The sequence below is a fragment of the Mesorhizobium sp. WSM4312 genome, assembly GCF_002294875.1.
GTDB lineage: Bacteria > Pseudomonadota > Alphaproteobacteria > Rhizobiales > Rhizobiaceae > Mesorhizobium.
The window spans coordinates 66,971-89,232 of sequence record NZ_NSFU01000009.1; the positions used below are offsets into that span (position 1 = coordinate 66,971).

A 22,262-nucleotide genomic window follows, 5' to 3' on the forward strand; every position below is an offset into this window, starting at 1 on the left:
CGGCGGCTTATCGCTCAATCTCGCCAAGAGCTGACCGTCAGCAGTCGGCCCCACTACGGTCATTGCATTTGACAAAGGTGAACCTATCCCGATGGCAGCGATGTGCCTGCCGATCGATTGCCCCTAGTCGCTATTGTTCCGTCCCGCCCTGGCGCGCCATGCAACAGGATCGGCGATCCATCGATTGACATCGGATTCCCGCCAGCCCGCCCCGTTTATGCTGATCTTGATCTGAGCCGGGAATGTGCCTTCGGCAATCTTGCGATAGAGGGTTGAGCGGGACAGGCCGGTCCGGCCAAGGACGGTTCTGAGGCGTATGATGCGATCCGGCTCGGGCATAGCTCGCCTGCTTCACGGTGGTTGTTGCTGGTATCTGCTGGGACAGACAGGACTGACCGAACGCTGATGCAATCCGATTTGTCGCCTCATCCGCCTGTGGCGTGGAAACGGCGGCAAATCGGAGGGGTGTCAGAGCCCAAGACCCCGCCCTCTGCCGATGCCATGGCTGAATGCGAGTTCTGCGCCGAGGCGGCGACCTGAATCGATGTTGACGCCAAGCTCGCGTTTGCGGTTTGCCAGCAGGGATTCAAGCTGCGGATCGCGTTCGACGCTCTTGGCCATATCGGACATCGTCGAGCGCGTTGATTTGTAACCGGACATGTCGCCGGCCTGGTATTGGCGCTGGCTTGTCCGGTCGAGCTTCTGCCAGCGCTCCACGAAACGGTCGGCGCGGCGGCCGGGATCGATGTCCATCCCGGTGCGAATTTCCGTTTCAAGCTGGAGAGCAACCACGATGCGGCTGACGCGGCCGGCGCCCGCTTCACGAACCAGCTCGGGATTTTTCACATAAGCCGCTTCAGCATCGCGCCAGCCATGCGGCCGAACCTTTTCGAAAGCGCTGCGCGCTTCTTTCAATTCGCGCATCTGCTCGGAACTACCTTGCCCGTCGGCATTTCCAGTGCTGATGATCGCGTCGATCGCGTGCGCGTGACGGACAAGCGCCTGGGTGCGGGCTCGGCGCAACGCCGCTTCCGTGTCCACCGGTACATTCGTGTCGCGTGGCACCCCGGTGGCGAGATTTCCTCTGCCGGGCGTCGGGCCGTCATCTCCGCTCTGCCCCCCAACACTCTCCCTTCCCGGCCCAAGTCCACGTTCCTGCATGGGTTCGCCGTCTCCAGGCGAGCGCAAGCCGTCCAGCAGCCCGCCGATCCTGTCGCGCAGCTTCTCCGGAACGATCCGGCGCACGATCTCGACGACGCGCTGTCGGAACGTAATGCCGCGCCGCTCGGCATAGCTCTGCGCCGGGTCGGTCCGGTCGTAGTCCGAGGCCATGTCCTTGGCACGGTCGCGTGACAGCGTCCGGACGAGCCGTTCGCGGGTTGCGAAGTCGTCGCCGCCATAATGCAGGTCCATCCCTTTTCGATGTCGCGACAGGGCAACGTAGCTGCCATGCGCATCCATGCCCGGCGTGGCGAGCACATGGGTCCGGTCGACGGTCATGCCCTGCGCCTTGTGAATGGTCGCGGCATAGCCATGGTCGATGTGGGCATAGTCTTTCAGGTCGAAGCGCACCGATCTGTCGTCATCGGTGCGCACGGTCATGCCTTGTTTGCTGACTTCCGCCACAATGCCGAGCGTGCCGTTTTTGACGCCGAGCCCGCGCTCGTTGCGCAGGAACATGACCCGGTCGCCGCTGGCGAAGGCCCTTGCACCTCGTTCCACAGTCACCTGCACTTCGTCGCCGAGATCTCCGGCAGCGCGCATGCACTCGCGCGCTGCCTGGTTCAGCGCGCGCACCTCGTCGTTTGTGTGGGTGAGGATGATCCGGTTTGCCTCTGGTTGCACCTGCCTGTCGCGATCCCACCGCTCGACGAGTTGAGCTCGCGCGTCGTCGCGCGTTGCGGCCTGATGCACCAGGCCTTGCGCGTCATAGGCGCTGATCGCGGCGCCGATCCTGCCGGTTGCCAGATCGCGCGTGGCGTCGCGCTGCCAGTCCTCGCGTTGTCGACGCACCTGGCCGATCTCGACGCCGCCGTTGCGCTCATGGATCGAACGGAAAGCGGCGCCGGCCTCGATTGCCTGCAGCTGTTGGGGATCGCCGACGAGGACGACTTTTGCGCCAACGTCCGCCGCATGGGAGAGCACGCGCTCCAACTGGCGCGTGCCGATCATGCCGGCCTCATCGATCACCAGGACATCGCGCGCGGTGAGCAGATCACGGCCCTGTCCCCAACTGTGTTCCATGCTGGCGATGGTGCGAGACGGGATGCCCGATCCGCCTTCCAGATTCTCGGCGGCAATGCCGGAGAGTGCCGCGCCTCGGACCTCATAACCTGCTGCTGCCCATGCCTGGCGCGCAACGCCCAGCATGGCGCTCTTGCCGGTTCCGGCAAAACCAACGACGACACCGAGATCGCGACCGTCGGTGATGTGATCCAGTGCATCGGCCTGCTCGCCTGACAGGACAAGCCCGCGTTGCGCTGCCCGCGCCAAAGCGGCGTCGCGGTGTGCGTCACTCACTGCGTGGTGCTCCTCCCCGACCATGCGTTGCGCAGCGCGATGCAGGCGCTGTTCGGTGTCGATCATCTGCCGGGTGGTGAAGCGATCTTCGCCGCGTCCGTCCTTGCCGAGTTCGATCAGATCGGGAGCGCTGCTGATGGCGCCCATGACCGCGTTGAACTGATCCATGCCGTCGCTGTGTCGGTGCGAGAACTTCGCGATGTCCTTTCGGGTGAAGGTCGATTGCTGATGGGTGATGGCATCAAGCGCCACGGATGGATCGGCAATGATGCGCGCGCCATTGTTGCGCGCGATCTCGCGGTGCAGTTCGGCGCGATCTGCTTCACTATCGCCAGCAGCAAGGCCGCTGTCCTCAATGCGTTGAGCGGACGCGCCAATCTGGGTTTGCGGCTCCAGGGCAATGCCCTGCGCCTCCAGGCTGCGATGATCGATGCGGGCGTCTATGTCGAGTTCGGCCAGACGCTCATTGGCCAGCTCCGCCCATCGCTCGCGCCAGCGCTCGACCAGCTGGGTAGCATTCCAGTCTCGAACCTTGGCGCCAAAACCATTCTCGTCCACGGACCGCATGGTCAGCATGACATGAGCATGCGGCTTGGGGCTACCATCCTCCGCCCTATCCCAGTGCACATTGAGATCGGCGACCATGCCGCGGCTGACAAACTCGACCTGAACGAAGTCCCGCGCCAACTCGATGCCTTGCGCTTGGCTGAGTTCGCGCGGGAGCGCAAACTCGACCTCGCGGGCAAGCTGCGCGTCCTTGCGCACCTCGAACGCCTCGACATCGTTCCACAGCCGTTCGCGGTCGCTCCAGGCTTCGGGTGCATCCTCCGGCAGCATCACCTCGGAATGAACGACACCGCGCTTGGCGGAGAAGTCGTGCGTGCGTTCGATGCGCTCGTCACGCAACCGCGACGCCGAGCGGTAGGCGGCGGACGCCACAGCACTGCTCCCTGCCTTGCGGCCAATGACCTTGACGTGAAGATGATAGATCGCCATGCGACCAGATCATTTGCACGTCAAAGCCTACGTCGGCACGACGTATAAGCGCGCCCTCCCTCGAAAAATTCTCGGGATGGACCAGCCCGTCCCGGGCTGTCTCGGCAACCCTGAAGCCTTTCGGCGGACGCTCCCTTATCATCACCGCATTGACGTCAGATGGAGACAGCCGTGCGTAAACCACGCGATTTCGACGCGGAACTGAAGGCATTGGAAGACAAGGCGCGGGAGCTCAAAACGCGGAAGGTGCAGCAGCTTGGCGAGCTGGTGATCGCCACCGGCGCCGATCAACTCAGCACCGACGAACTGGCGGGAGCGTTGGTCGCAATCACTGAGACGAAAGACACCGCAAAGCGCGAGGCATGGGCCAAGCGTGGGGTGATGTTTTTCGAGAGCAGGTCCAGGAGAACTGCTCCGACAACTGAGCGAAACCTGCGCAGCGCTCAAGCGCAGCCGGGCAGCCCACAATCGCCGGCAAGCGGCGCTGGCTCGCAATGACATGCGCACCTGGCAGGTCGAGCGCCGCAAGCGCACCCGACATTTGATTGAACTGGGCGGGCTCATCATCAAGGCAGGCATCGTCGAGCTCACGGCCGATGATCGCGCCACTATCTACGGCGCGCTGCTCTGGATCGCTGCCAAGCTGCAAAGCGATGAAGGCGAGCATGCACGAGACCTTTGGGAGGCGAAGGGAAAGCTGGCGTTCGATGCGGAACGGCATGAAGACGAAAATCGCCGGCGAACATAGCGATGCTCGGCGAGCGGCGGCGATGCAAAGCCGTCCAGTTGGTGACAACCGGCCAGCAACTGCTTCAGTGTGAAACGGGTATTTCACACGGAGGAACCGACCGTCTGGGTTCACAGCCCCGCCCTCACCGCCGTCAGCCATTGCATAAAATGGCGTCTTTTGTTTTCAACATAACCGCCAACATAAACTTGTCGCGAAGCGGGGCTTTGCCGCAAACTAAAGCGGGGACAGGCTTTCCGACATTGTGGATTTTCGAGGACCCTCTTCCGGCAGATCCCACTTTCGTAGGCCTCTCGGATCCAAGGCGGGAACACTGGCTCCCTTCAATCAACAAGCTTGTATAAAGCCAACGGGTACGTCCATCCGTCCGACACCGCCACGAGGACGGCGCCGATGATGGCGTGCGGCAGCGTGTCTGATTGGTATTCTTGCACGGCCTCTCCGGCTGGCGAAAGCATGGCAACTCTGTAGTCGGTGCCCCATTCCCCGTCGACTTCGGGTATGGCCAGGCGGAGATGAGAGAGGAAGATGCTACTCTTGAATTGAATGGCATCTGACCTTGCCCCTCTGATCTAATCCGGTTTGAAGTTCGTTCTGGCCCATCGAGAGGACCAGGAAACGTAGCCGCTTCTCTGAAGAGCAGATCATCGGAATTTTGAAGGAACACGAGGCCGGGGTATCGGTTGCCGATCTGTGTTGGAAGCACGGCGTCAGCGATGCTTCGATCTACAACGGGAAGGCCCGCTTCGGCGGAATGGATGTCTCCGACGAGTGGCGACTGAAGGCGCTGGAGGAGGAGAACACACGACTGAAGCGGCTTCTGGCCGACGCCATGCTCGACAATGCCGCGTTGAAGGATTTTGTGGGAAGAAATGGTGACGCCCGCGGCCAAGCGGAAAGCTGTCACTCGCCTGAAGGAAGGCTTCGGGATGAGCGAACGGCGGGCGTGTAAAGCCATCCGGCTGTTGCCGCATGATGGTTCGCTACGAGACCAGCAGGCAGGACGACCGCGAGGTTCGCGAGCGGATGAAGGCGATCGCGCAGGAGCGTCGCCGGTTCAGCTACCGGCGTCTTCACTGGCTCAGGCACGCGTAGCCATCGCCCTGTGGCGCGCCGACTACAACACCCGCGCGGCCGCACTCCCAAATCGCCTGGCAGACACCGGCCGAGTTCGCCAGCACCTTCAATCCGCGACGGTCGCTCGCGCTGAGCTGTGCCAAAGGCCGCGCAAGCGTCCGTCGCTTCCGCCGCCCATCAGGGCAAACCCAACGCCCGAAACGAACTCAAAACTGGATAGAAACTGGGGGCAACGTCAGAGCGCGTCATCCGATCGCGGTTGTAGAAATCTTTCGTCTTTGCCGCGACCGAGCGAGCTCCTATTTCGGAAACAGGCCCGCGCGCCCTGCGGCCGCGTTGCCGGTGAAATGCGTGACATGGGGTTGCCCGTCCAACCACGCTGGAACATCGACATTTTCCAGAATGATCAACTGAAGGTTGGGCGGCATTGCCGAAAACGCCTTAAATGCGCGATCCTTCAAGGGAGTGCTTGCGATCGCACTATCGCCCGCATCCGAGGGGTCGCGATAGGTGATGAACAGCGAGTCCAAGATCAGGAAGCCCGGATGAGCTCGAGCGCGATCCCTGCAAAACTTCATCAGCGAGATACTGAACGCGCCGTGGAGTAAGGCCCTGACACCCTTGCCGTTCGCCGCCCTCGCCTTTCCGCTGACCGAGATGTCCATTTTGGGCAGTTCGAAGAATACGCGCTGGGCGTCCGGGAATTGCCAGGACTGGAGCTCGGCCTCGACCACCTGACTGAACTGGTCGAGCGTTGCTCCATCGAGCTGCTGCTGTGCGACGATGGTGCTGCTGTCATAACCTGGACTGACACCGAGTTCGGTGCGCTGTGCGAAAAGCGCATCGCGCCGGCGCACGAGCTCGAGGCTCTTCTGCAAGTTTAGCTTGCGCGCGATGACGGCACTGGCGCGCGAGCGAATCGTTTGAACCGCAGGCACTTCGCGAAGAATGTCCTCCTGAAGGCTATTCATCAGCGGCAGCAGCTCGCGCATGCGGGCCGTCCGCGCTCCCCTTTCCGCTTCAAGCGCCTCAACCGTTTCCCCTAGCTCGGCAGCGCGTTCGCGAACATCGGCAATCTCAGCCTCTGCAGCCGTTCATCCCCGAATCAACTGTCGTTGATTTGAAGGACATCTTGCGCCACGACATCGACGGTCATAAACAAGCAGCCGAACGACCACCCTGCCCTGGTCGGGTCCGATCAATCCGCTATGAGCGACGAACCGCTACGCCCCGGCGAGGCTGTCCTGGCACGTGAGCGCGGCCCGCTTAGCCATGTTTGCGAGCACGCAGGCTGCGGCAAGGATGCAGGCGGGGGGTTTTGCCAGGCCGAAGCAGCCGTCGCACTGGTTCTACTACGAGCACCGAAGCGAAGGGGAGCAATTCCTTTGAGGAACACAGTTCCGGCGATATGAGCCTGCCCGATTGCCGCGCCTTCTGAGAGATATTCTTTGCGCTCGACATAGGAGAAGTGGAGGTTCATGTTTTAGAGGATGCGAATATCATACGTGGTGGAAATCCTTCCGTGACCGTCAAAAAGTCGACAGGCAAACAGTCGAGTTCGCCCTCACCTGAAGAAACCAAGGCTAAGTCCGACAGTGATGCTGGAAAGCCCGATATCATTCGTAACGTAGAATGGCTTTTAAAGAACTGGCGCAAAGCGATGGTTCCAATCCTAGCAGTCTGCGTTTATTGGGTGCTTCCTGAGGGTTGGTCGCATCGAAGCGATCTCTGGCATTGGCTCTTCCCAGACAAGATCGGCGAATTTGCAGTCAACGTCACAAACAGCACGAATGCTACATTCACAATAACCAATTCGACCGAATTGTTCGTGTGCAGTCCAGGCGCAGCTGGAACAAAGAAGCGGCTTGAGACCGGTATAATGAACTTCTTGGGCAAGAATCTCACAGTTGGACCCAAAGGGTCCGCCACCTTTCAGGCGAAACTCGCAAACGAACAAAAATGGCCGTCGCTCGCCGCGCCTGAAGAGAATTATTTGCAAATGTTTATTCCCGCTAAGCCGCATCTGATCGCGCAAGAAGTTATTCTAAAGCGGTCGCTATTTAGTGGGGACATGCAAGTGGAAATTACCGGGCACCCGCAATTCCCTCCGTGTAGTTGGTAAGCGGATCTCCCACTTCATGCTCGAGCATCTAAGGTTGTTCGTCCCTGAAATCCTGTAACGATGCGTGCCGCAGATCCTCCTCGCCGCGCAGGTGCTTCACGCGACCGATCAGTCCCGGCTTAACCCATTGTGTCGCCGGCCGCCTGATGCCTTTCGGTGCCGGCCCTGTGTGCTCTTGCACGCGCTGCCAGAGGCGTTCGCGCATCTCCCGGTTCAAGCTGATGAATGCTGATCCGACATAGCGGCCAGTCCCGCGCTCAGCCATGAGGGCGAATGCCCGCTTGCCGGGTTCCCGCTCGACGCCAAGCAGATCGTATTCGTCGATCGCGTAAGACTTGATCTTCAGCCATGCCGTCGAATTGCCACTCCGATAGACGCTATCCTTGCGCTTCGAAACCATGCCCTCGAGCCCGGCTTGGTCGATCAGGTGAAAGACAGCCGCTCCTGTGCCCGGCAGCGCCTCGCTGAACTGGATTCTGCCACCGGCCGGGATCATCGCCCGAAGGACATCGCGGCGGTCTTCCAGTGGCATGTCGCGCAGATCGTGGCCATTGAGGTGCAGAAGATCGAAAGCGACAAAATAGAGGTCGTGCTGGCGGCGCGTGATCGCCTTGCGCAGCGCTGCGAAGTCCGACAGGCCGGTGGCGTTCAGCACGATGATCTCGCCGTCGATGATGGCGCTTTCGACATCGAGGGCGGCAGCTGCCTTGGCGAGATCGCGATATTTCGCCGTCCAGTCCAGACCACGCCGGGTGAAGATGCGCACGCCGCTCCCGCCCCTGACAATCTGTGACCGGTAGCCATCGAACTTGACCTCGTGAATCCAGTCGTCGCCCTCAGGAGGCTTCTCCACCAAGGTCGGCATCAGCGGCTCGATGAACTTCAAACGCATACGCAGGACTCGCAAAACACGCAATTCAATTAGCTTTAACTAAAATAGTTCCGGAACTTTCAACGCACCAGCGTGTTCGCTCGACCATGAAGAACGATCCCGAAGCCCGCGAGGCGTTGCGGTTGATACGAGCGACGATAGAGGAGCATTGTCCGCTGGCGTGCTGCCGAGCGAGGAAGCGGTGAACGGCCTCTATGGGCCTACCTTGCTTGATGAAGCGGAAGCCATTGCCGTCGCAATCGTCGCTACTATCGACAAGGTGAAGTTGCGCGTGACGATGAAACCGCCGGCACCAAACATCAAAGCATAGTCCAAACAGGGGATTCAGATTTGCCCGCTAGATTCTCGGAATGGACGCGATCTTCGACGACATCGCAGCAGCGCTCAGAGAGCCACAGGCAAGCGCTTGGCCCAGATGCGCGCCTTCGCTCTCGATCTTTGCCGGCAAGCTGTTAGCTGTTCCTTGGGCCTCGCTATCGGCCTTGGGATAGGCGTCGGGATAGCCATCGCAGGTTAACTTCACATTAGCTCTAACTAAATCTCTCTGGACTCTTTTTACCAAGGGAAGCATTCTGCCGGCGGGGAGAGTGGGACTGTGGGCAAAGTCCAGCAACAGAACAATATTGGCGCCGACCAGGCTAACCGGTGGCACAAGAACGCCGGGAAGCGGCGGAGACGCGGATTTTGGCGGCTCGAATATCTGTTCGCGCTGCTCCTGGTGCCACTTGCCGTTATCCTATCTCAGAACCCTGGCCTCATCGGCGCCGCTCCCAGCCTCATGCAGCTCCCTGACGGCGCGGAGGAAGCAGCAACTCCAAGCGTCGGTCTCTTTTCCAAGGGCATTGGCTGCAACATCAAGGGCAATATCTCGATCAACACCGGCGAGCACATTTATCACGTCCCCGGCCAGGAGCATTATTGGGAAACGAAGATCAGCCCTGAGTATGGCGAACGCTGGTTCTGCAGCGAGGCCGAAGCGCGCGCGGCTGGCTGGCGCAAGGCAAGGCGATGAAAGCAAAATTGACGAATGCTGAGGAAATGGCCCATTCAGTGGGCATCAATCCGAAGGTGTTCCGACGAGCGCTTCGCGCACAGCACTTCGAGTGGCATAGCCGATACTCCGCTTGGACGGTGGACATCGACAGTGCGGAGCACGTTGCGATGCAAAGCGTGCTGGCCGCGTTGCTGGCCAATAGAGGCCCGAAGATCGTGGCACCGTCAACCGGTCCCAAGGCTGTGCCTACTGCGATCCTTAAGCCAGGTTGGTACAATTACATTGTGGCCGAAACCGTCGATGAGGCACTGCCGGGCATCTATGAGTGGCGCATCGATGGTGTGGGCACCTACATTGGCAAGTATACGTCAATCAGGCGCCCTAAAGTCGAATACTCGAACAACGTGCTCAAGATTCTGAATGGCTGGCCCTATCGGCCTCAGAAGCCTGATAGCTTCCGACGGATACATCGCGAGTTAGTCGCTGCGCATCGCGAAGGTCGTGGGATCACTCTAACGATCTTGGAAAATGTGGAACCGTCTCTCCTCACAAAACGTGAGCGCGAGCTAATCGCCGAGCGAGGCACGTTGAACGGCCAGACCACCGCGCATTGACCGACCTCAGAGCGTCGCGGGTGAAGTGCGCTTCGGTTGCGATCCCGCGGCGGCAGGTTGGTAGTGGTCATTCGGATGTTTTCCTTGAGCAGCCTTCTTAAGCACACGGCTGTGCGATCGGGCACCTTTGCTATTCAGATGAGAGCCGAAATGCTATTCGAGCTGACGGAGGGCAAATGGCAGATTTTGTTGCTATTCTGAAAAAGGCGCTCGACAAGCACGGTGACGAGACGCCCGAAAAGCGTACGCGCATCTATGACAGCGTTGGTTCGATGCTGGCCAAGAAGCTGGCCGAATATTCGCCGCCGCTGGCCGCCGAAGCCATAGCGGGGCATAAACGCTCTCTGGAGGACGCCATTGCGAGCGTCGAGCGCGAGTATACCAAAAGTGTGCTGGAAGCTGACCCTCTTGCTGAGCTGGAACTCATCTTTTCGTCAATTGATCGAAACAAGTACCATCCAAGCCACGCGCGCATGCCTATGAAGACGGAGCCGGCGTGGCAACGGCCTGCGCGGTCTAAACCAAGGAATAAACCTCCGCCTGAACTAGACCAGCAGGTAGCTGAGACCGTCTTAGAGATTGGTGGCATTTCTCCGGATTACGTGCCCAGCAAGCCTAGTTCGCCTAGTTCGCCTAGTTCGTCTAAGCCGCCAGAGCCTACCACGACAGCAGGTCCTCACTATCAAATACGCGGAGGAAAACTAGCGAGTTCCCTGTCACCTCCGGGTGATGCCGAAATTGAAATGCAGCGAAAATTACACTCCAACCTTAAAGCCGCAGTTCGCGACGCCGTTGCTCTTATACCAAGCATCAAAAATCGATTTCCGGAATTGTCGCGAACGGTAGAGGCTTATGAGCAGATAGTAGATTGCGAAACTGAGCAACTCGACGTTGTTAATCTTTGGTCGGTCGGTGGTGCGCTGTACGGCTTCGAAAGTGCGTATCGGAGTCAGAATGTAATAAGGACTCTTTCCGAGCCGATTGAGCCACAGATAGAATCCGCTCTTCACAATATTGCGAGGTTGCACGGCGCATTTATAATGGGCTTTGAGGAGGGTCGTGACCTCGTTAGCAGATCTGATGCTTTTATGCACGAGGAGGAGCTTGTTAACAGTCTCCGTGAACCCGGCGACAAGCTTATAGCAATATTCTCGGAGAACGCAGACCTCGTTGAAGCTCGGACTCGTGCCGTTACCAAGCCGATCGCAGATTATGTTCACGAATTTGGGTGGACGGGGACTCGCACGGGTTATGCCGCACACATTATTGTCAAAAACGGCATTCTTGCCATTCTTCGAGCCTTAATTGGGAAACCAACTTCGGCGCTGGATGCGGCCGGCAAAGTAATGACGTTAGGTGCTATAGTCGGTGGCGTTAGCAACGCGGAGTTTGCCCGGGTAGCGTTGCCTATCCTTTTAAGGAACGCATCAACAATTCTCGCGTTCGTCAATCACTCTCCAGAATTTCGGGCTTACGTAGAATGGGCGCTCGCAGTCTTACATGAAGACAGAAAATAGCTCTATAGGCGCCATGCCCAAATTCCTAATTTTGCGGATATTAGGACCGAAGCCGCCCTATGCCGTCCGCCTTATCCGAGGGCCAAGGTTTACGCGATGCTACGCAACCTATCCACTAGCGGATGCCGCGTGCGCCCCACTGAATGGAATAATATTCCGCCTTTTCGGCGCAGGTTGGCAACCTTTCCTCCACGATGACGTTCGGAAGGGATGATTGTTGCATACGATCGACGTAGCGTGAGGAGATAAGAATATGAACTTCAAAATTCTCGCTATGGGCGCGATAGCGCTCACCATGATAACTGGAACTGCGCTGGCGGCTTCAAGCGGAGGAACATCCGCGCTCGACGATCCGGCAAAGATGTCGCCGTTCTTCACCGATGCCGGCATGAAAACATTGAGGTCGGAAGCGGATTTCAAGACCGCATGGATGTCCATGAAGCCAGACGAACAGAAGGCGGTGTTGAAAGACTGCGGCGATACCACGATCAACAAATCGCATGCAGATTTCTGCGCGATGGCCAAGAAGATGGGTGGCTGAAACTGCGTGAAAGGCGGCGCGAAAACGCCGCCTTTCTGGCCACAGACGCGTGTCCTTATCGAGCCGTTTGAAGGTACCGGTAAGAGCGCCTATGGTGCCTCGAATGGAGGCCGGCAATGGCGTTCACCGTTATTTGGTATGGAAGACAGGGCATCATCGACCAGGAGACTTTTGACACCGAAAAGGTGGCCAAAGATCATGCAATTGCCATGTTCCAGACCCGAAGGGGTGACGATGGCGTCGTATGCGTTGAAGTTCGCAAGGACAACGGCGCCGTCGTGTTTAGTCACGCGGAAAACTAGCGACGTTTCTTAATGGATGCCCCGGAACCGCATTTTGGTCTCGGCCTCCCTCCGGGCATTGGCGAGACGTCTTGCAGCGTTTGCGGCGTTATCGGAGCGCAGGCTGGCAGACGTCGTCTCGTAAGCTGGGAATGCTGTCAACGTGATTTCCCAACAATCAATGTCCTCTATGGTGCGCAGCGGCAATTGTGCGCGCAAGCGAACTTCGAGGGTTGCGCTGGTCTGACATTGATCTCGACAAAGCGACGGTCACGATCCGCCAGCGCGCTGACGCCTACCATGAAATCGGATCCCCGAAATCGAAGAAGGGACGCCGCACAATACCCCTCCCGCCGAGTTTGTGAAAGTGCTGAACAAAAGGACTGCCCGACCGGCGATCTCGGGCTTGTGTTTCCGTCAGGCACGGGCAAGGTCGAGTTCTATGCGAACATCACAAAACGCTGGTTTTACCCTGCCCAGCTCGATGCCGGGGTCACGATCGACACAGGCAAAAAGGACGCCAAAGGCAATCCGGTACTCAAGCCGAAATATTCCGGCCTTCATTCATTGAGGCACTACTACGCGTCGTGGCTAATTAACCGTCCGGAAGATGGCGGACTTGGGCTGCCCGCAAAGTTGGTGCAGGAGCGGATGGGCCATAGCTCGATTCAAGTCACGTTGGACACATACAGTCACCTTTTCCCATCGGGGTGACGATGCAGGTGCCATGGATAACGCGGCTGCGACTCTTCTGAATTAACAACCGTTGCCATGCGCTTCGATTGATTACGATAGCAACATCAGAGCAACATGTTGGCAAAATAGCGTGTTATTACAATGGCTTTAAAAAGACTCTGACTCCGTTAGTCCTGGTTCGAATCCAGGTTCCCCAGGCGAATTAGATGCCCCGCTAGGGTCGGCTACTCGCCAGAGCTCAATCTCACAGCTTTCGCGATGCTATTTGTCTCGCGATCGCCCAAAATTGCGATATACGACAAATGGGCGAAGTGACTTTGACCACCTACCAGGAGCGAATACTTGAGCGTTCAGAACGAAGCCGCGACGGCCGATCTCGTCGGGCTGACGGCAGACATTGTCTCTGCCTATGTTAGTGCTCGTTTTAGCACTTAACATTGCCCTGGCTGCATCCGCGCTAGATAGTCCAGCAATTACGCTTTCAATCCCAATATTGACGATCACAATTGCAATAATGTCATTCGCGAACGCAACCCTAATGAGGTATATTTGCTTCTGTTTATGTTTTTCTTTTTATTTTACATAACGTTTGGCATGTATTATCTCTTTAATGCCCAAAATATTCTAACATGGAATGTTTTTGAAAACATCCCAGAAATATCACAATCAAATAAAGAGTCTATCCTAGCACGTTTTTTAAGGTGGTACTTTGAAATCTCTACCGATATCTGGGGAGAAATAATGCTCGTTGCCTCGGATCCGGCCTAGCTGTTGTTCCGCAATTGTTGAGTTTTTTTATTAGCGGCTTGTTTGGATGCGGAAAACTTCCTATTTTGGTGTCAAAGGTCATAAAGATTCCCATATTAACACTGATTAAGTTTAATTGCGGATTCGCCGCATTCGCGTTATCGGCAGAACTTTTTAGACTATATAGTATTGGCCCGCGCTCTACCGATGATTATTTTGATGCCGTGACCTTTCCATCGTTCTTTTTATCCATTTCCTTCATTTTGGCCGCATTTTACTCGTGGTCACGACATCTATTACGACTATTGATGAAAAAAGGTTCGACTGGAACCTTGAAGCGAATGCTGGATCACATGACAAGGTTTACGAACCGACAGATAGAACCAGAGACCAAAGCACAACAAGCTGCAAAGACCCTGCAGGGCGTCACCGCGGCATTCGGCGCTCTCGCCCGCGACCACGAGAAGCCGGAGCTCGCGGCAATGGTATTGGACCGTCTTGGGATTTCCCTAGCCGACCTTCAACGTGCCCGAGCGGACACCGACGACCGCGAGTAACCCGATCCTACCCAACGTGCGATCGGTACAGCCGAGGTCAAGCCGTATGCAGATATCTTGAATTGTGCACCAGGGAAGGTCTGCTTTCGGAATGACGAGAGCGCTGCCAGATAGTGGATATAGGCGCTTTCCTGACGGGCAGCTTTGGGGCCGTATCCGAACTGTCAGGTTTCGGCCGGCATCTGCGGCAAGCTGCCGTTCTCCAGCCGATCTCATTGCGTTCATTAAGATCGGCCAGCCCGCCGCCCGAAAGCGACCATATGCTGTGACGACGATGCTGATACCGGTGCGCATCACGCATCGTCGCACAGCACGCAACATCGGGAATCCCCATCGGACTCGTCTGTCCCGATCAATCCACTAGGTGGTGCGTATCTAAGACCACAAGAGCCGAAGGCGCATCCTTCCCGCGTCGTCCTCATAAGGTTCTATTGCCCTCACAGCGCCGTTTGGAGGTCCAGCATCAAGCTGGGTTGCGATATCACCGTTGCAAATCATTGCTGTTCGAGCGCCAATTTTCTCAACATTGTCGATTGTTTCTTCGCCACCTAACAAGATCGAGTGCTTGTAAATTAGGTGCGTGTCCTTTTCTATGGCGCCCAATTTTTTATGCGCCAAGATTGTCATTTCATCGTAGGGATTTTTGGATGAAGCAAGAAACTCTATTTCCAGGAATTCTTGAAACGAATCCGCAATTACTTGAGCGGTCATCGAAAGGCAATCTAAGAAATAAATAGGGGATCGCTCTCGATTTGTTAGAGAAGACGTGCGGTATGCATACTGGTCTCCCCACGCGCTCTCTCCAAAGCACCAGAAATCCGAACATCTCCCTGCCCATGCGAATTTCCAGTTCTCTTCTGAGTTCCAGGCACGCAACCCATTGTTGTTTCCGCAATCTATCCCAAATAATCTAAAGTATCCGTCATATGTTTCGACACCGTTGCTGAATTTCAGCAATTCATGATGTTGGCCTGGCAATAAAATACCATCTCTATGAAAAAAAGAACTTATAAGTCCGGCATCGCAAGCAGGATGAAATTTCACGTTAGCTAAGCTGACAAGATTCGCCAGGACGTTGTTGATCATGGAATCTTTCCATCCACTGTGACAGAGTCTACGTTTTGTCCTATTCGAGACGAAAGGCCGCCGCCGATCACACTGTTAGACCGTCCAGGCATGTCTTGCCATCCCCCAGGTGGCTGAGCAGTGCCCGTTAGAGCTGAATCTGGAACGTGACCAACTTGTCCTTGGTAGGGGGATCCGGCTCGGGCCGCGTTTAGCCGTTCCGCTCTTGCCAGGGCACTGGATTGGCTCCGGAGCAAGCCGGCTGTAGATCTTACCGTCGTTGGCCCGTTTGCGTTTAACCAGCCATTCGTACGCTGAGCATATTCAACTACCGCATCACGCTCTTCCTTGGTCATTCCATCAGTTGAGATGTTATATGTATTGGTAGCGCGCGGCGATTGCACGGTGCGCATTGATTGAGGCGTACAAGCATTTGCAGGCTGAAGCTCGCCACTTTCGTATGCATTGAGCGTGTCTCTTGCCGCCGATAGACGGGCCCCAGCTGCGGCCGGCGAGTTCGGGTTTGTAAGGGATTGCGGCGTCTTGTAGTCGCGGTTGTATCTTGTGTGAATCTCGGATTCGACGCCAATCGCCTCGTCGTTTACTGCCTTGGTTTCTTCGGCTGCGCGGGCCTCAGCTTCGGTCTCAGTACCCCGCGTCTCGGAAGGTTCCGCTTCAACGGCGGGCGCAGCCTGATGCCCATTTGGATCGCTCTTATTGACCGGATCATTCAGGGCATAGGCGTACCGGTTGGTGCCAACGCCGTCCTTGGTCGGGTCCCAATCATCGGGCGAGATAAACCTGCCCAGCACTGGATCCATGTACCGCGCGTTAAGATAGAGCAGTCCGGTCTCGGCATCGAAGCGCTCGCCGATATAGCCCTTTTGCGTCTGGAAGCCGGTGTTGAGCTGTTCGCCGTAGGTGGCGTAGCTGGTCTGCTCGTAAATGGCGCCCGACATGTCGGTGACCATGCGCACCGAGGCCAGATGCTCGCGGTGCAGGAAGTATTTCGTCGTGCCGACAACCTTGATGTCGGGATGCGGATAGCGCGTGTAGATCTCCCCGCCCGGTGTCGCCGGATTGATCTCGACATCGGCGTCGGGATAGAGCGTCGTGGCGAAGCTCGATGTTTTCGTCGCCCGCGCTCCGTCAGGACCATAGGCAAGGTTGACGGTGTTGGAAGCAAGGCTGACCGTCTTCAGCCGGTTGGCCTCGTCCGAGGCGAGCGTGCGGCTGCCGTCTGAGGTGAGGTTGCCATTGGCATCATAGGCCATCGCATTGGCGCCGACGCTGACAGGTGCGTGCGGACGAGCTGCGCTCGCCGAGGGGTAGACATAGCTGCCGGCCACACGCGTGCGTGAGAGCATGTTGTCGTTGGCGGCATAGACGAAGGTCTCGCTCAAGCTGGTGTTGCCCAGATTGGTGCTTGAGGTCAACCGGTCGGCGTTGTCATAGCCATAGGTCCAGCTGCCGGAGGCAGTGAGCCCCGTGGTGCCGGTGATGCGGCCAAGATTGTCACGCGCATATTGCTCATCGAGGAGAACGGTCGCGCCCTTCGAGGTAGTGATGCGCGTCACCCAGCGCCGTGTCGGTGAGTAAGTGAAGCTTGTCTTCACGCCATTGGCGTAGGTGATCTCCTTGGTCTGGCCATCGGCTTCGTAGACGGTCGAGGTGATGTAGCCGGGTGCCGAGTAGAGCTTGTTGCCGGCGGTGTATTGCAAGGGGTTGGTCCAGGTGCCGAACCACAGATCGCCCGGCTGGTAATTCTTCAGGATGGTCTGGCCGGACCTGTCGTGGATATCGACCGTGGTGTGCGTCAGGCCGGCAATGGTCGTGTCATGCCGGCCGAGCTTGCCAAGCCCGTCATAATTGTAGCTGTGCGTCGCCGCCGCATTGGTCGAGGTGGTGAGCTGGCCGATATTGTACCAATAGCTTGGAGCCGCCTGGTCATAGGTGTTCTGGGTCAGCACAACCGGGCTGCCGCCGGGTGCCGTTGCCGTCTTCAGCGTCAGCCGGTCCATCTGGTCGTAGCTGAGATTGGTGACCGTGCCCCTGGCATCGGTTTGTTTGATCAGCCGGTTGGCGGCATCGTAGGTGTAGGTCCAGGTGCCAAGATCGGGATCCGACGCCGACAGCCGGTTGCCGAGCATGTCGTAGGTGTAGGTCCAGGTCGAGCCGCCGGGATCGGTAAGGCCGATCAACCGGCCAAGCACGTCGAAGGTGCGGGTTTGCGCCAGCTGAAGACCGGCGAAGTCACGAACCACGCCCGCGACATCGCCGCGCGTCGACCATACCGTCCGGGTCTGGTGGCCGAGCTCGTCGGTCATTGTCGTGCCATGCAGTCGCGGGGTGGTGGTGGGCGCGGTGGTCAGGTCGTTGAGATAGCTGCGCTGGCTGCCATCCGGATTGACGGTCTTCGTCAGCCGGTCGGCCCAGTCGTAGCTGTTGGTGGTCCACTGCGCCGTCTCGCCGACGAAGCGGGTGAAATCCGTGCGCAAGACATTGCCGCGTGGATCGTAGCCGGTATCGGCAATGCGCCTTGGCCCAGCAGCCGTCTCTCCGGGCATTTCCACGTGGTAGACCCGGCCAAGCCCATCGTACCAGGAGATGGTAAAATCCTCCCCCGCTCCATTGGGGAGCGGCGTGTATTTGATCAGCGCCTGCGCCCCGGGATTGCCCTCGCTGACAAACTGGTTCCTGACATAGGCGCCAGTGACGCTCTGCGAGATCTGGTACGGACGGCAGAACGGATCGTAGGTGAAGGTTTTCACCAGGCCGTTGAAGTCGGTCCTGGTCGCAGGCAGGCCGCAGACAGAATTGTAGGTGGCGGTCGAGACAAAGCGCGTATCGGCGGTCTGCCCGCCCGTCGCGAAGTAACGCGGCGCCCGCTCGGTTACCGGGTAGAGGTGATAGGTGGCGTCATAGTCCCATTCGGTCTTGTGGCCGAGGCCGTTGGTGGCCGAGATCTTGTTGCCATAGGCATCATAGGCAAAGTACTGGTTCACTGTCTTGGTCAAAGCCGGATCGCCGAAGGTCAGCACCCAGGTCAGATTGCCCTTGGTCGGCACCGCCCAGACGTCGGTATTCCCGTCATAGTAATTGTGCTTGTAGCCGACATAGGGATCGGTGCTGGTCAGGCCGGCATGCGTCCGCTCGGCAATCAGGGCGGAGACGATGTAGGCCGATGTGTTGGGCGAGAAGAAGCGCTCGGTCCAGGTCTCGTCGCCGCTGGCGTCCGTGCGGCCATAGTCCTTGAGGCTGACGACATTGTTATAGGCGTCAAAGCCGCGCTCGACCCGGAGCGTGCGCGAAACATTCTCGATGAACGTCGTGTCGGTCGCCGTGTTCTGCACGGTGTAAGGTTTTGCCGCCGTGTTGACCGCATAGGTCTCGGCCACCTGTTTGTGCACCGTGCCCGCGCCATCCTTCCACACCGTCAGCGACGGCAGGCCGTAGCTCGCCAGATCCTGGCGATAGGTGGTCGTCACCGTCGAGGGCGCCGTCTCGCCATTGGCCAGCGGCCTGGTCTCGACGATCGAGGCGAAGCCCAAAAACTTGCGCGCCGCCGGGTCATACTTGCCGCCGGCATATTGATAGGTGCTCACCGCCGTCTGACCACGTCCGTCGCTGACGGAGAGCTTCGTCACCGCATGCACCACCTGCGGCAGGTAGTTGTTCGTCCAGGTCGAGGACGGCGTGTACTCGGCCGCGACCGTGCCGCCGAGCTCCGTGGTGATCTGCTTCAGCAGGTTCGGGTTGCCTGTCCCGGCGTTCGAGATGAACATATTGTTGTAATCGGTGAAGTCCGGCAGGCCGTCGCCGTTGAAGTCGCCGACGACCGTGCCGGCGCTCAGCGCGACCGGCAGCGTGAACTCAACCGGCGTCAGCGCCGTCGACGACGGACGCAGCGAGAAAACCCGCACAGGGCCGGTTCTGTAAGGCTGGGTCGTGATGGTCCCGCCGATGGTGATGACGGACGCCCTGCCGCTGTTGTCGAAATCGCGAAGCACCGCGGTCGGGCCTGGGAGAGATCCAACGCTGTAGCTCTTGAATCCCGTCCCGGTCGATAGCCAAACAGTGGTGCTGCCGTTGGTGCCGTTGTACTGAACAACGTCCGTCGCGCCGTCGCCATTGACGTCAGCCAAGACGCAACTCCCCGGTGTTCCTGACCCACTGGAGCAGGAAATAGGAAACGAGGTTGCGCCTGGTTGCCAGGTGCCGTTAGAAAGCACGCCCTTCGTTGACGTTCCGCCGGGATTCCAGATGAGCGGCTGTTGTTTGCCGTTGCCGAGAAAATCGCCGACGCCGTAGACACGATAATTGGAACTGTAGGCGTTCAGGGTATCAACACCGTCACCATTAGTGTCGGCGATAATAGGGTCGGGTGATGGTGGGTTGGTTGAGAATCCCCCACATACCGCTTCGTAACCGACGGGTGCAGGCCTACAGGAAACTTTAGTCAGCCCCAACGAAGTGTTTGTTTCAACGATGGAATTGTGTGGCGTGTAGGTTGTGCGACCGGTGTGTCCGTCTGTATAGGCAGTTACTAGCGTATCAGCGAAATCCAAGGTGTTCTTGGTTGCTATGAACCGGCCGGGCTGAGAGAAGAAGGTGGGATTATCAGGACCCACATAGTTAGTTGTGTCGAGCAGCAATGAGATGGTTGCACTTAACGCACCGCTCGAGTTGAACTTGTAAATGTATTTGGTACGCTGCATGGCGGGGCAAGGACCTTGACTAGGTGTACATGTATCCACCTGTGTGATCTTGTCGCCGAAGATCTCGTCCCGGCCGTCGAGATCCAGATCGCCAACCTGATTCGGCGCTCGCTGGTTTCCGAACGAAACGGCCGTGCTCGCGTATACCCCATCGGTATTCTGATAGGTCATCTGGGCAATGATCTTTGACGTGCCGCCGGTGATGGTGCCATCAGCGGTGCCGGTGGCGTCGGTGCCGTAGCGGGTGACCTGGGTCAGCCGGGAGGTGTTGGAGAACGGCGCCTGGTCGTAGGTCAGCTTGTAGGCGCCGCGCACGGCACCGTTGACGAGCACGCCGATCGTCTTGATGCGCTGGCTGGTCTCGGAGATGTCGCGGCCATTGCCCATCAGGATCATGTCTGGACGGGCCTCGTAGTAGAATTTCATGACATTGCCGTTGTAGACGACGCTGTCGGGATAGCAGACCGGGCTGGCCGGACAGCTATAGTTGTAGGTGACCGTGTTGCCATTGGTGTCGGTGACCGAAGTCAGCAGCCAGCGATAGCTCATGGCCAGGTCATAGGCCGGCGTGCCGGCAGTTGGTGTCAAATTGGCGACCGCCGCCACCGAGCGGAAGGTCGACACGGTGCCGTCGCGATCCGTCACCTTCCACTCATTGGTGGCGCTGTTGAGCGCAATGCGGCGATAGCTCTCATTCTCGATCGCATGCGTGCCGCCGGTCGCGCAGGAGGGCGAGACCATGCCGGCGACGCAGGCCACCATGGCCTGGCCGTCGAGCAGATAGATGTCGTTGGCATCATAGGCCGGCATGCCAAAGCCGGGTGTTGCCCGCTCGATGACATCGAAGCCATCGAGACCCCAGGCATAGCCCAGCCAGCCCTGATAGAGGCCGCCGAGCTTGGTCTTGCGCGAGGAATTGTAGTTGAGCGCGATCTGCGGCTCGATGCCGTGGAAGTCGGGAACGTCGATGCCGACGGCATAGCCGAGATTGCCGTTGCCGGAAGCCTTGGGCAAATCGACCTTCGGCGTGCCGACCGCTTCGGGATCGCCGCTGGTCGTGGTCGTTGTCGCGGCAGCCATTGCCTGCGCCGCCGGCTGCTTGGGTGCGGCCTCAGTGTCTGTGGTCTTGGCCGCCTTGCCGGTTGGCTTCGTCGCAGTCGTCTTTGTATCGGCGGCCTTGGTGCCATCCGTAGTGTTGGTGCCCTCGCCGGCTGCCTTGGCGTCGGCCGGCTTGGCGCCGACCTTGGCCGCCGCATCGGGACTGCTGCCGGTTCCTGATGAACCATCTCCGGTAGACTGCGCCGACGATGAACTCGACGGACCGCCCGCGGCCTGTCCGCCGGCTCCCAGCGCCGCCCCGCCATTGCCGTAACCGGCGGCAGAGTTCCCTGCAGTCGCGGAAGAGCTTTTGCTCTCCTGCGCGAGTGCTGCCATTCCTGCACTTCGGCTAATATAAGAGAAGGCAGAAATATCCGCGCCGACGACACTCGCAGCAAGCACTGCCGCGCCAACAAGCAACCGTTTCATGAGTCCCCCAAGCCAAGTTGCTTATCGGTACTCGCCTTTCAATTTCGGGATACGACACCACCCAGTCATAAACTGAATATCCACAGACATTTTTTTAAAGACGGCAGACATTGTCCCTGCCGATGTCAGCCCATAATTCCCTGCCCGTCTCTAGGTTGCCAGACCTCATCGCATCGATCCATTCGTCGCTGGCAGGCCTTGGTCAGCCGATGTGGGCGAGCCGCCCACACAGGAACCCGCCATCAATCCGAAAAACTCTGCAACGTCGGATTACATCATCTGCCTGGAAGACGGGGAGAAGTTCAAATCGCTAAAGTGTCATCTCGCGGTACACCACCGGCTCTTTCCAAACGAATACCGCGACAAGCAGGGATTGATTCCAGATTACCTGATGGTTGCGCCGAACTACGCCGTCCAAAGATCTTCGCTCGCGAAGGCAGCAGGGCTCGGACGTAAAACGCAGCCTGCCCCGGCTCAAAAGGTGCCTGCCAAACGCAAGCCTAGGTGCTTGCTGAAGAATGGCTGTCCGGGCATCAGCCTAGGGCCCGTGATCAAGCGCAGTAGCCAATCGAGACCGGGGCTAAGCCCTCGACTGAGCGTCGCCAATAGCAGAAGAGTACTGCGTCGATAGTGGGTTTCACGATGTAGCG

General features: G+C 58.3%; 19 protein-coding genes and 1 pseudogene. 13 read left to right on the forward strand and 7 right to left on the reverse strand.

Annotated elements, in window-relative coordinates; genetic code table 11:
- Positions 1-123: 123 nt before the first annotated feature.
- Both CK228_RS16360 and traA read right to left on the reverse strand, forming a co-directional pair.
- Entirely contained in the window at positions 124-339 is a 216-nt protein-coding gene (locus tag CK228_RS16360) for an AlpA family phage regulatory protein (protein ID WP_095788509.1), read from the reverse strand.
- 129 nt (positions 340-468) lie between these two features.
- A complete protein-coding gene (gene traA, locus CK228_RS16365; RefSeq protein WP_095788510.1) occupies positions 469-3,516 on the reverse strand; it encodes a Ti-type conjugative transfer relaxase TraA in 3,048 nt (1,015 codons plus the stop codon).
- Between the two features lie 159 nt (positions 3,517-3,675).
- Between traA and CK228_RS16370 the strand changes: the two genes are divergently transcribed.
- From CK228_RS16370 to CK228_RS16380, 3 genes and pseudogenes are all read left to right on the forward strand, one after another.
- On the forward strand, positions 3,676-4,014 hold the full coding sequence (locus CK228_RS16370; RefSeq protein ID WP_095788511.1) for a conjugal transfer protein TraD: 339 nt from the start codon (positions 3,676-3,678) through the stop codon (positions 4,012-4,014).
- A gap of 1 nt (position 4,015) precedes the next feature.
- Entirely contained in the window at positions 4,016-4,264 is a 249-nt protein-coding gene (locus tag CK228_RS16375; protein ID WP_095788512.1) for a conjugal transfer protein TraD, read from the forward strand.
- Positions 4,265-4,865: 601 nt separating this feature from the next.
- A pseudogene (locus tag CK228_RS16380) lies at positions 4,866-5,347 on the forward strand (transposase); the annotation flags it as partial.
- 293 nt (positions 5,348-5,640) lie between these two features.
- Here CK228_RS16380 and CK228_RS16385 read toward each other — a convergent pair.
- Positions 5,641-6,333 (reverse strand): hypothetical protein, encoded by a 693-nt coding sequence (locus tag CK228_RS16385; protein WP_095788513.1) that lies wholly within the window; start codon positions 6,331-6,333, stop codon positions 5,641-5,643.
- A gap of 530 nt (positions 6,334-6,863) precedes the next feature.
- Here CK228_RS16385 and CK228_RS16390 point away from each other — a divergent pair.
- The gene (locus CK228_RS16390; protein WP_143750593.1) at positions 6,864-7,463 is read left to right on the forward strand and encodes a hypothetical protein; all 600 of its coding nucleotides are present in this window, start codon (positions 6,864-6,866) and stop codon (positions 7,461-7,463) included.
- A 28-nt stretch (positions 7,464-7,491) separates the two neighbouring features.
- Here CK228_RS16390 and CK228_RS16395 read toward each other — a convergent pair whose 3' ends face one another.
- Complete coding sequence (locus CK228_RS16395; RefSeq protein ID WP_095788515.1) at positions 7,492-8,355, reverse strand: ATP-dependent DNA ligase; 864 nt, start codon at positions 8,353-8,355, stop codon at positions 7,492-7,494.
- Positions 8,356-8,503: 148 nt separating this feature from the next.
- Here CK228_RS16395 and CK228_RS16400 point away from each other — a divergent pair, with 148 nt between their 5' ends.
- The 6 genes from CK228_RS16400 (at position 8,504) to CK228_RS16430 (ending at position 12,323) form a co-directional block, all read left to right on the forward strand.
- Positions 8,504-8,665 carry a hypothetical protein gene (locus CK228_RS16400; protein ID WP_245438046.1) on the forward strand — a complete coding sequence of 54 codons (162 nt, stop codon included), beginning with the start codon at positions 8,504-8,506 and terminating at the stop codon, positions 8,663-8,665.
- Between the two features lie 285 nt (positions 8,666-8,950).
- On the forward strand, positions 8,951-9,367 hold the full coding sequence (locus CK228_RS16410; protein ID WP_095788517.1) for a hypothetical protein: 417 nt from the start codon (positions 8,951-8,953) through the stop codon (positions 9,365-9,367).
- Complete coding sequence (locus tag CK228_RS16415) at positions 9,364-9,963, forward strand: hypothetical protein (RefSeq protein WP_143750594.1); 600 nt, start codon at positions 9,364-9,366, stop codon at positions 9,961-9,963. Before CK228_RS16410 ends, CK228_RS16415 begins: the two co-directional genes overlap by 4 nt.
- Before the next feature lie 176 nt (positions 9,964-10,139).
- Complete coding sequence (locus CK228_RS35780; protein ID WP_245438047.1) at positions 10,140-11,480, forward strand: hypothetical protein; 1,341 nt, start codon at positions 10,140-10,142, stop codon at positions 11,478-11,480.
- A 253-nt stretch (positions 11,481-11,733) separates the two neighbouring features.
- Positions 11,734-12,021 carry a hypothetical protein gene (locus tag CK228_RS16425; RefSeq protein WP_095788519.1) on the forward strand — a complete coding sequence of 96 codons (288 nt, stop codon included), beginning with the start codon at positions 11,734-11,736 and terminating at the stop codon, positions 12,019-12,021.
- Positions 12,022-12,137: 116 nt separating this feature from the next.
- Positions 12,138-12,323, forward strand: coding sequence for a hypothetical protein (locus tag CK228_RS16430; RefSeq protein WP_095788520.1), 186 nt, complete (start codon positions 12,138-12,140; stop codon positions 12,321-12,323).
- Positions 12,324-12,332: 9 nt separating this feature from the next.
- Here CK228_RS16430 and CK228_RS34705 read toward each other — a convergent pair whose 3' ends face one another.
- A complete protein-coding gene (locus tag CK228_RS34705) occupies positions 12,333-12,521 on the reverse strand; it encodes an HK97 family phage prohead protease (protein ID WP_143750595.1) in 189 nt (62 codons plus the stop codon).
- 81 nt (positions 12,522-12,602) lie between these two features.
- On the opposite strand from CK228_RS34705, the gene CK228_RS16435 reads away from it, so the two are divergent.
- Both CK228_RS16435 and CK228_RS34715 read left to right on the forward strand, forming a co-directional pair.
- Positions 12,603-13,016: a site-specific integrase gene (locus tag CK228_RS16435; protein ID WP_245438048.1), complete on the forward strand. Its 414-nt coding sequence runs from the start codon at positions 12,603-12,605 to the stop codon at positions 13,014-13,016.
- Between the two features lie 818 nt (positions 13,017-13,834).
- Positions 13,835-14,302, forward strand: a complete 468-nt coding sequence (locus CK228_RS34715; RefSeq protein ID WP_143750596.1) for a hypothetical protein — start codon at positions 13,835-13,837, stop codon at positions 14,300-14,302.
- A 375-nt stretch (positions 14,303-14,677) separates the two neighbouring features.
- On the opposite strand, the gene CK228_RS34720 is transcribed toward CK228_RS34715, so the two are convergent.
- A complete protein-coding gene (locus tag CK228_RS34720) occupies positions 14,678-15,388 on the reverse strand; it encodes an SMI1/KNR4 family protein (protein WP_143750597.1) in 711 nt (236 codons plus the stop codon).
- Positions 15,385-21,519 (reverse strand): RHS repeat-associated core domain-containing protein, encoded by a 6,135-nt coding sequence (locus tag CK228_RS35325; protein WP_179295943.1) that lies wholly within the window; start codon positions 21,517-21,519, stop codon positions 15,385-15,387. Before CK228_RS35325 ends, CK228_RS34720 begins: the two co-directional genes overlap by 4 nt.
- Before the next feature lie 304 nt (positions 21,520-21,823).
- Here CK228_RS35325 and CK228_RS16460 point away from each other — a divergent pair, with 304 nt between their 5' ends.
- Positions 21,824-22,243, forward strand: a complete 420-nt coding sequence (locus CK228_RS16460) for a MucR family transcriptional regulator (protein WP_245438049.1) — start codon at positions 21,824-21,826, stop codon at positions 22,241-22,243.
- The last annotated feature ends 19 nt before the right edge of the window (positions 22,244-22,262 follow it).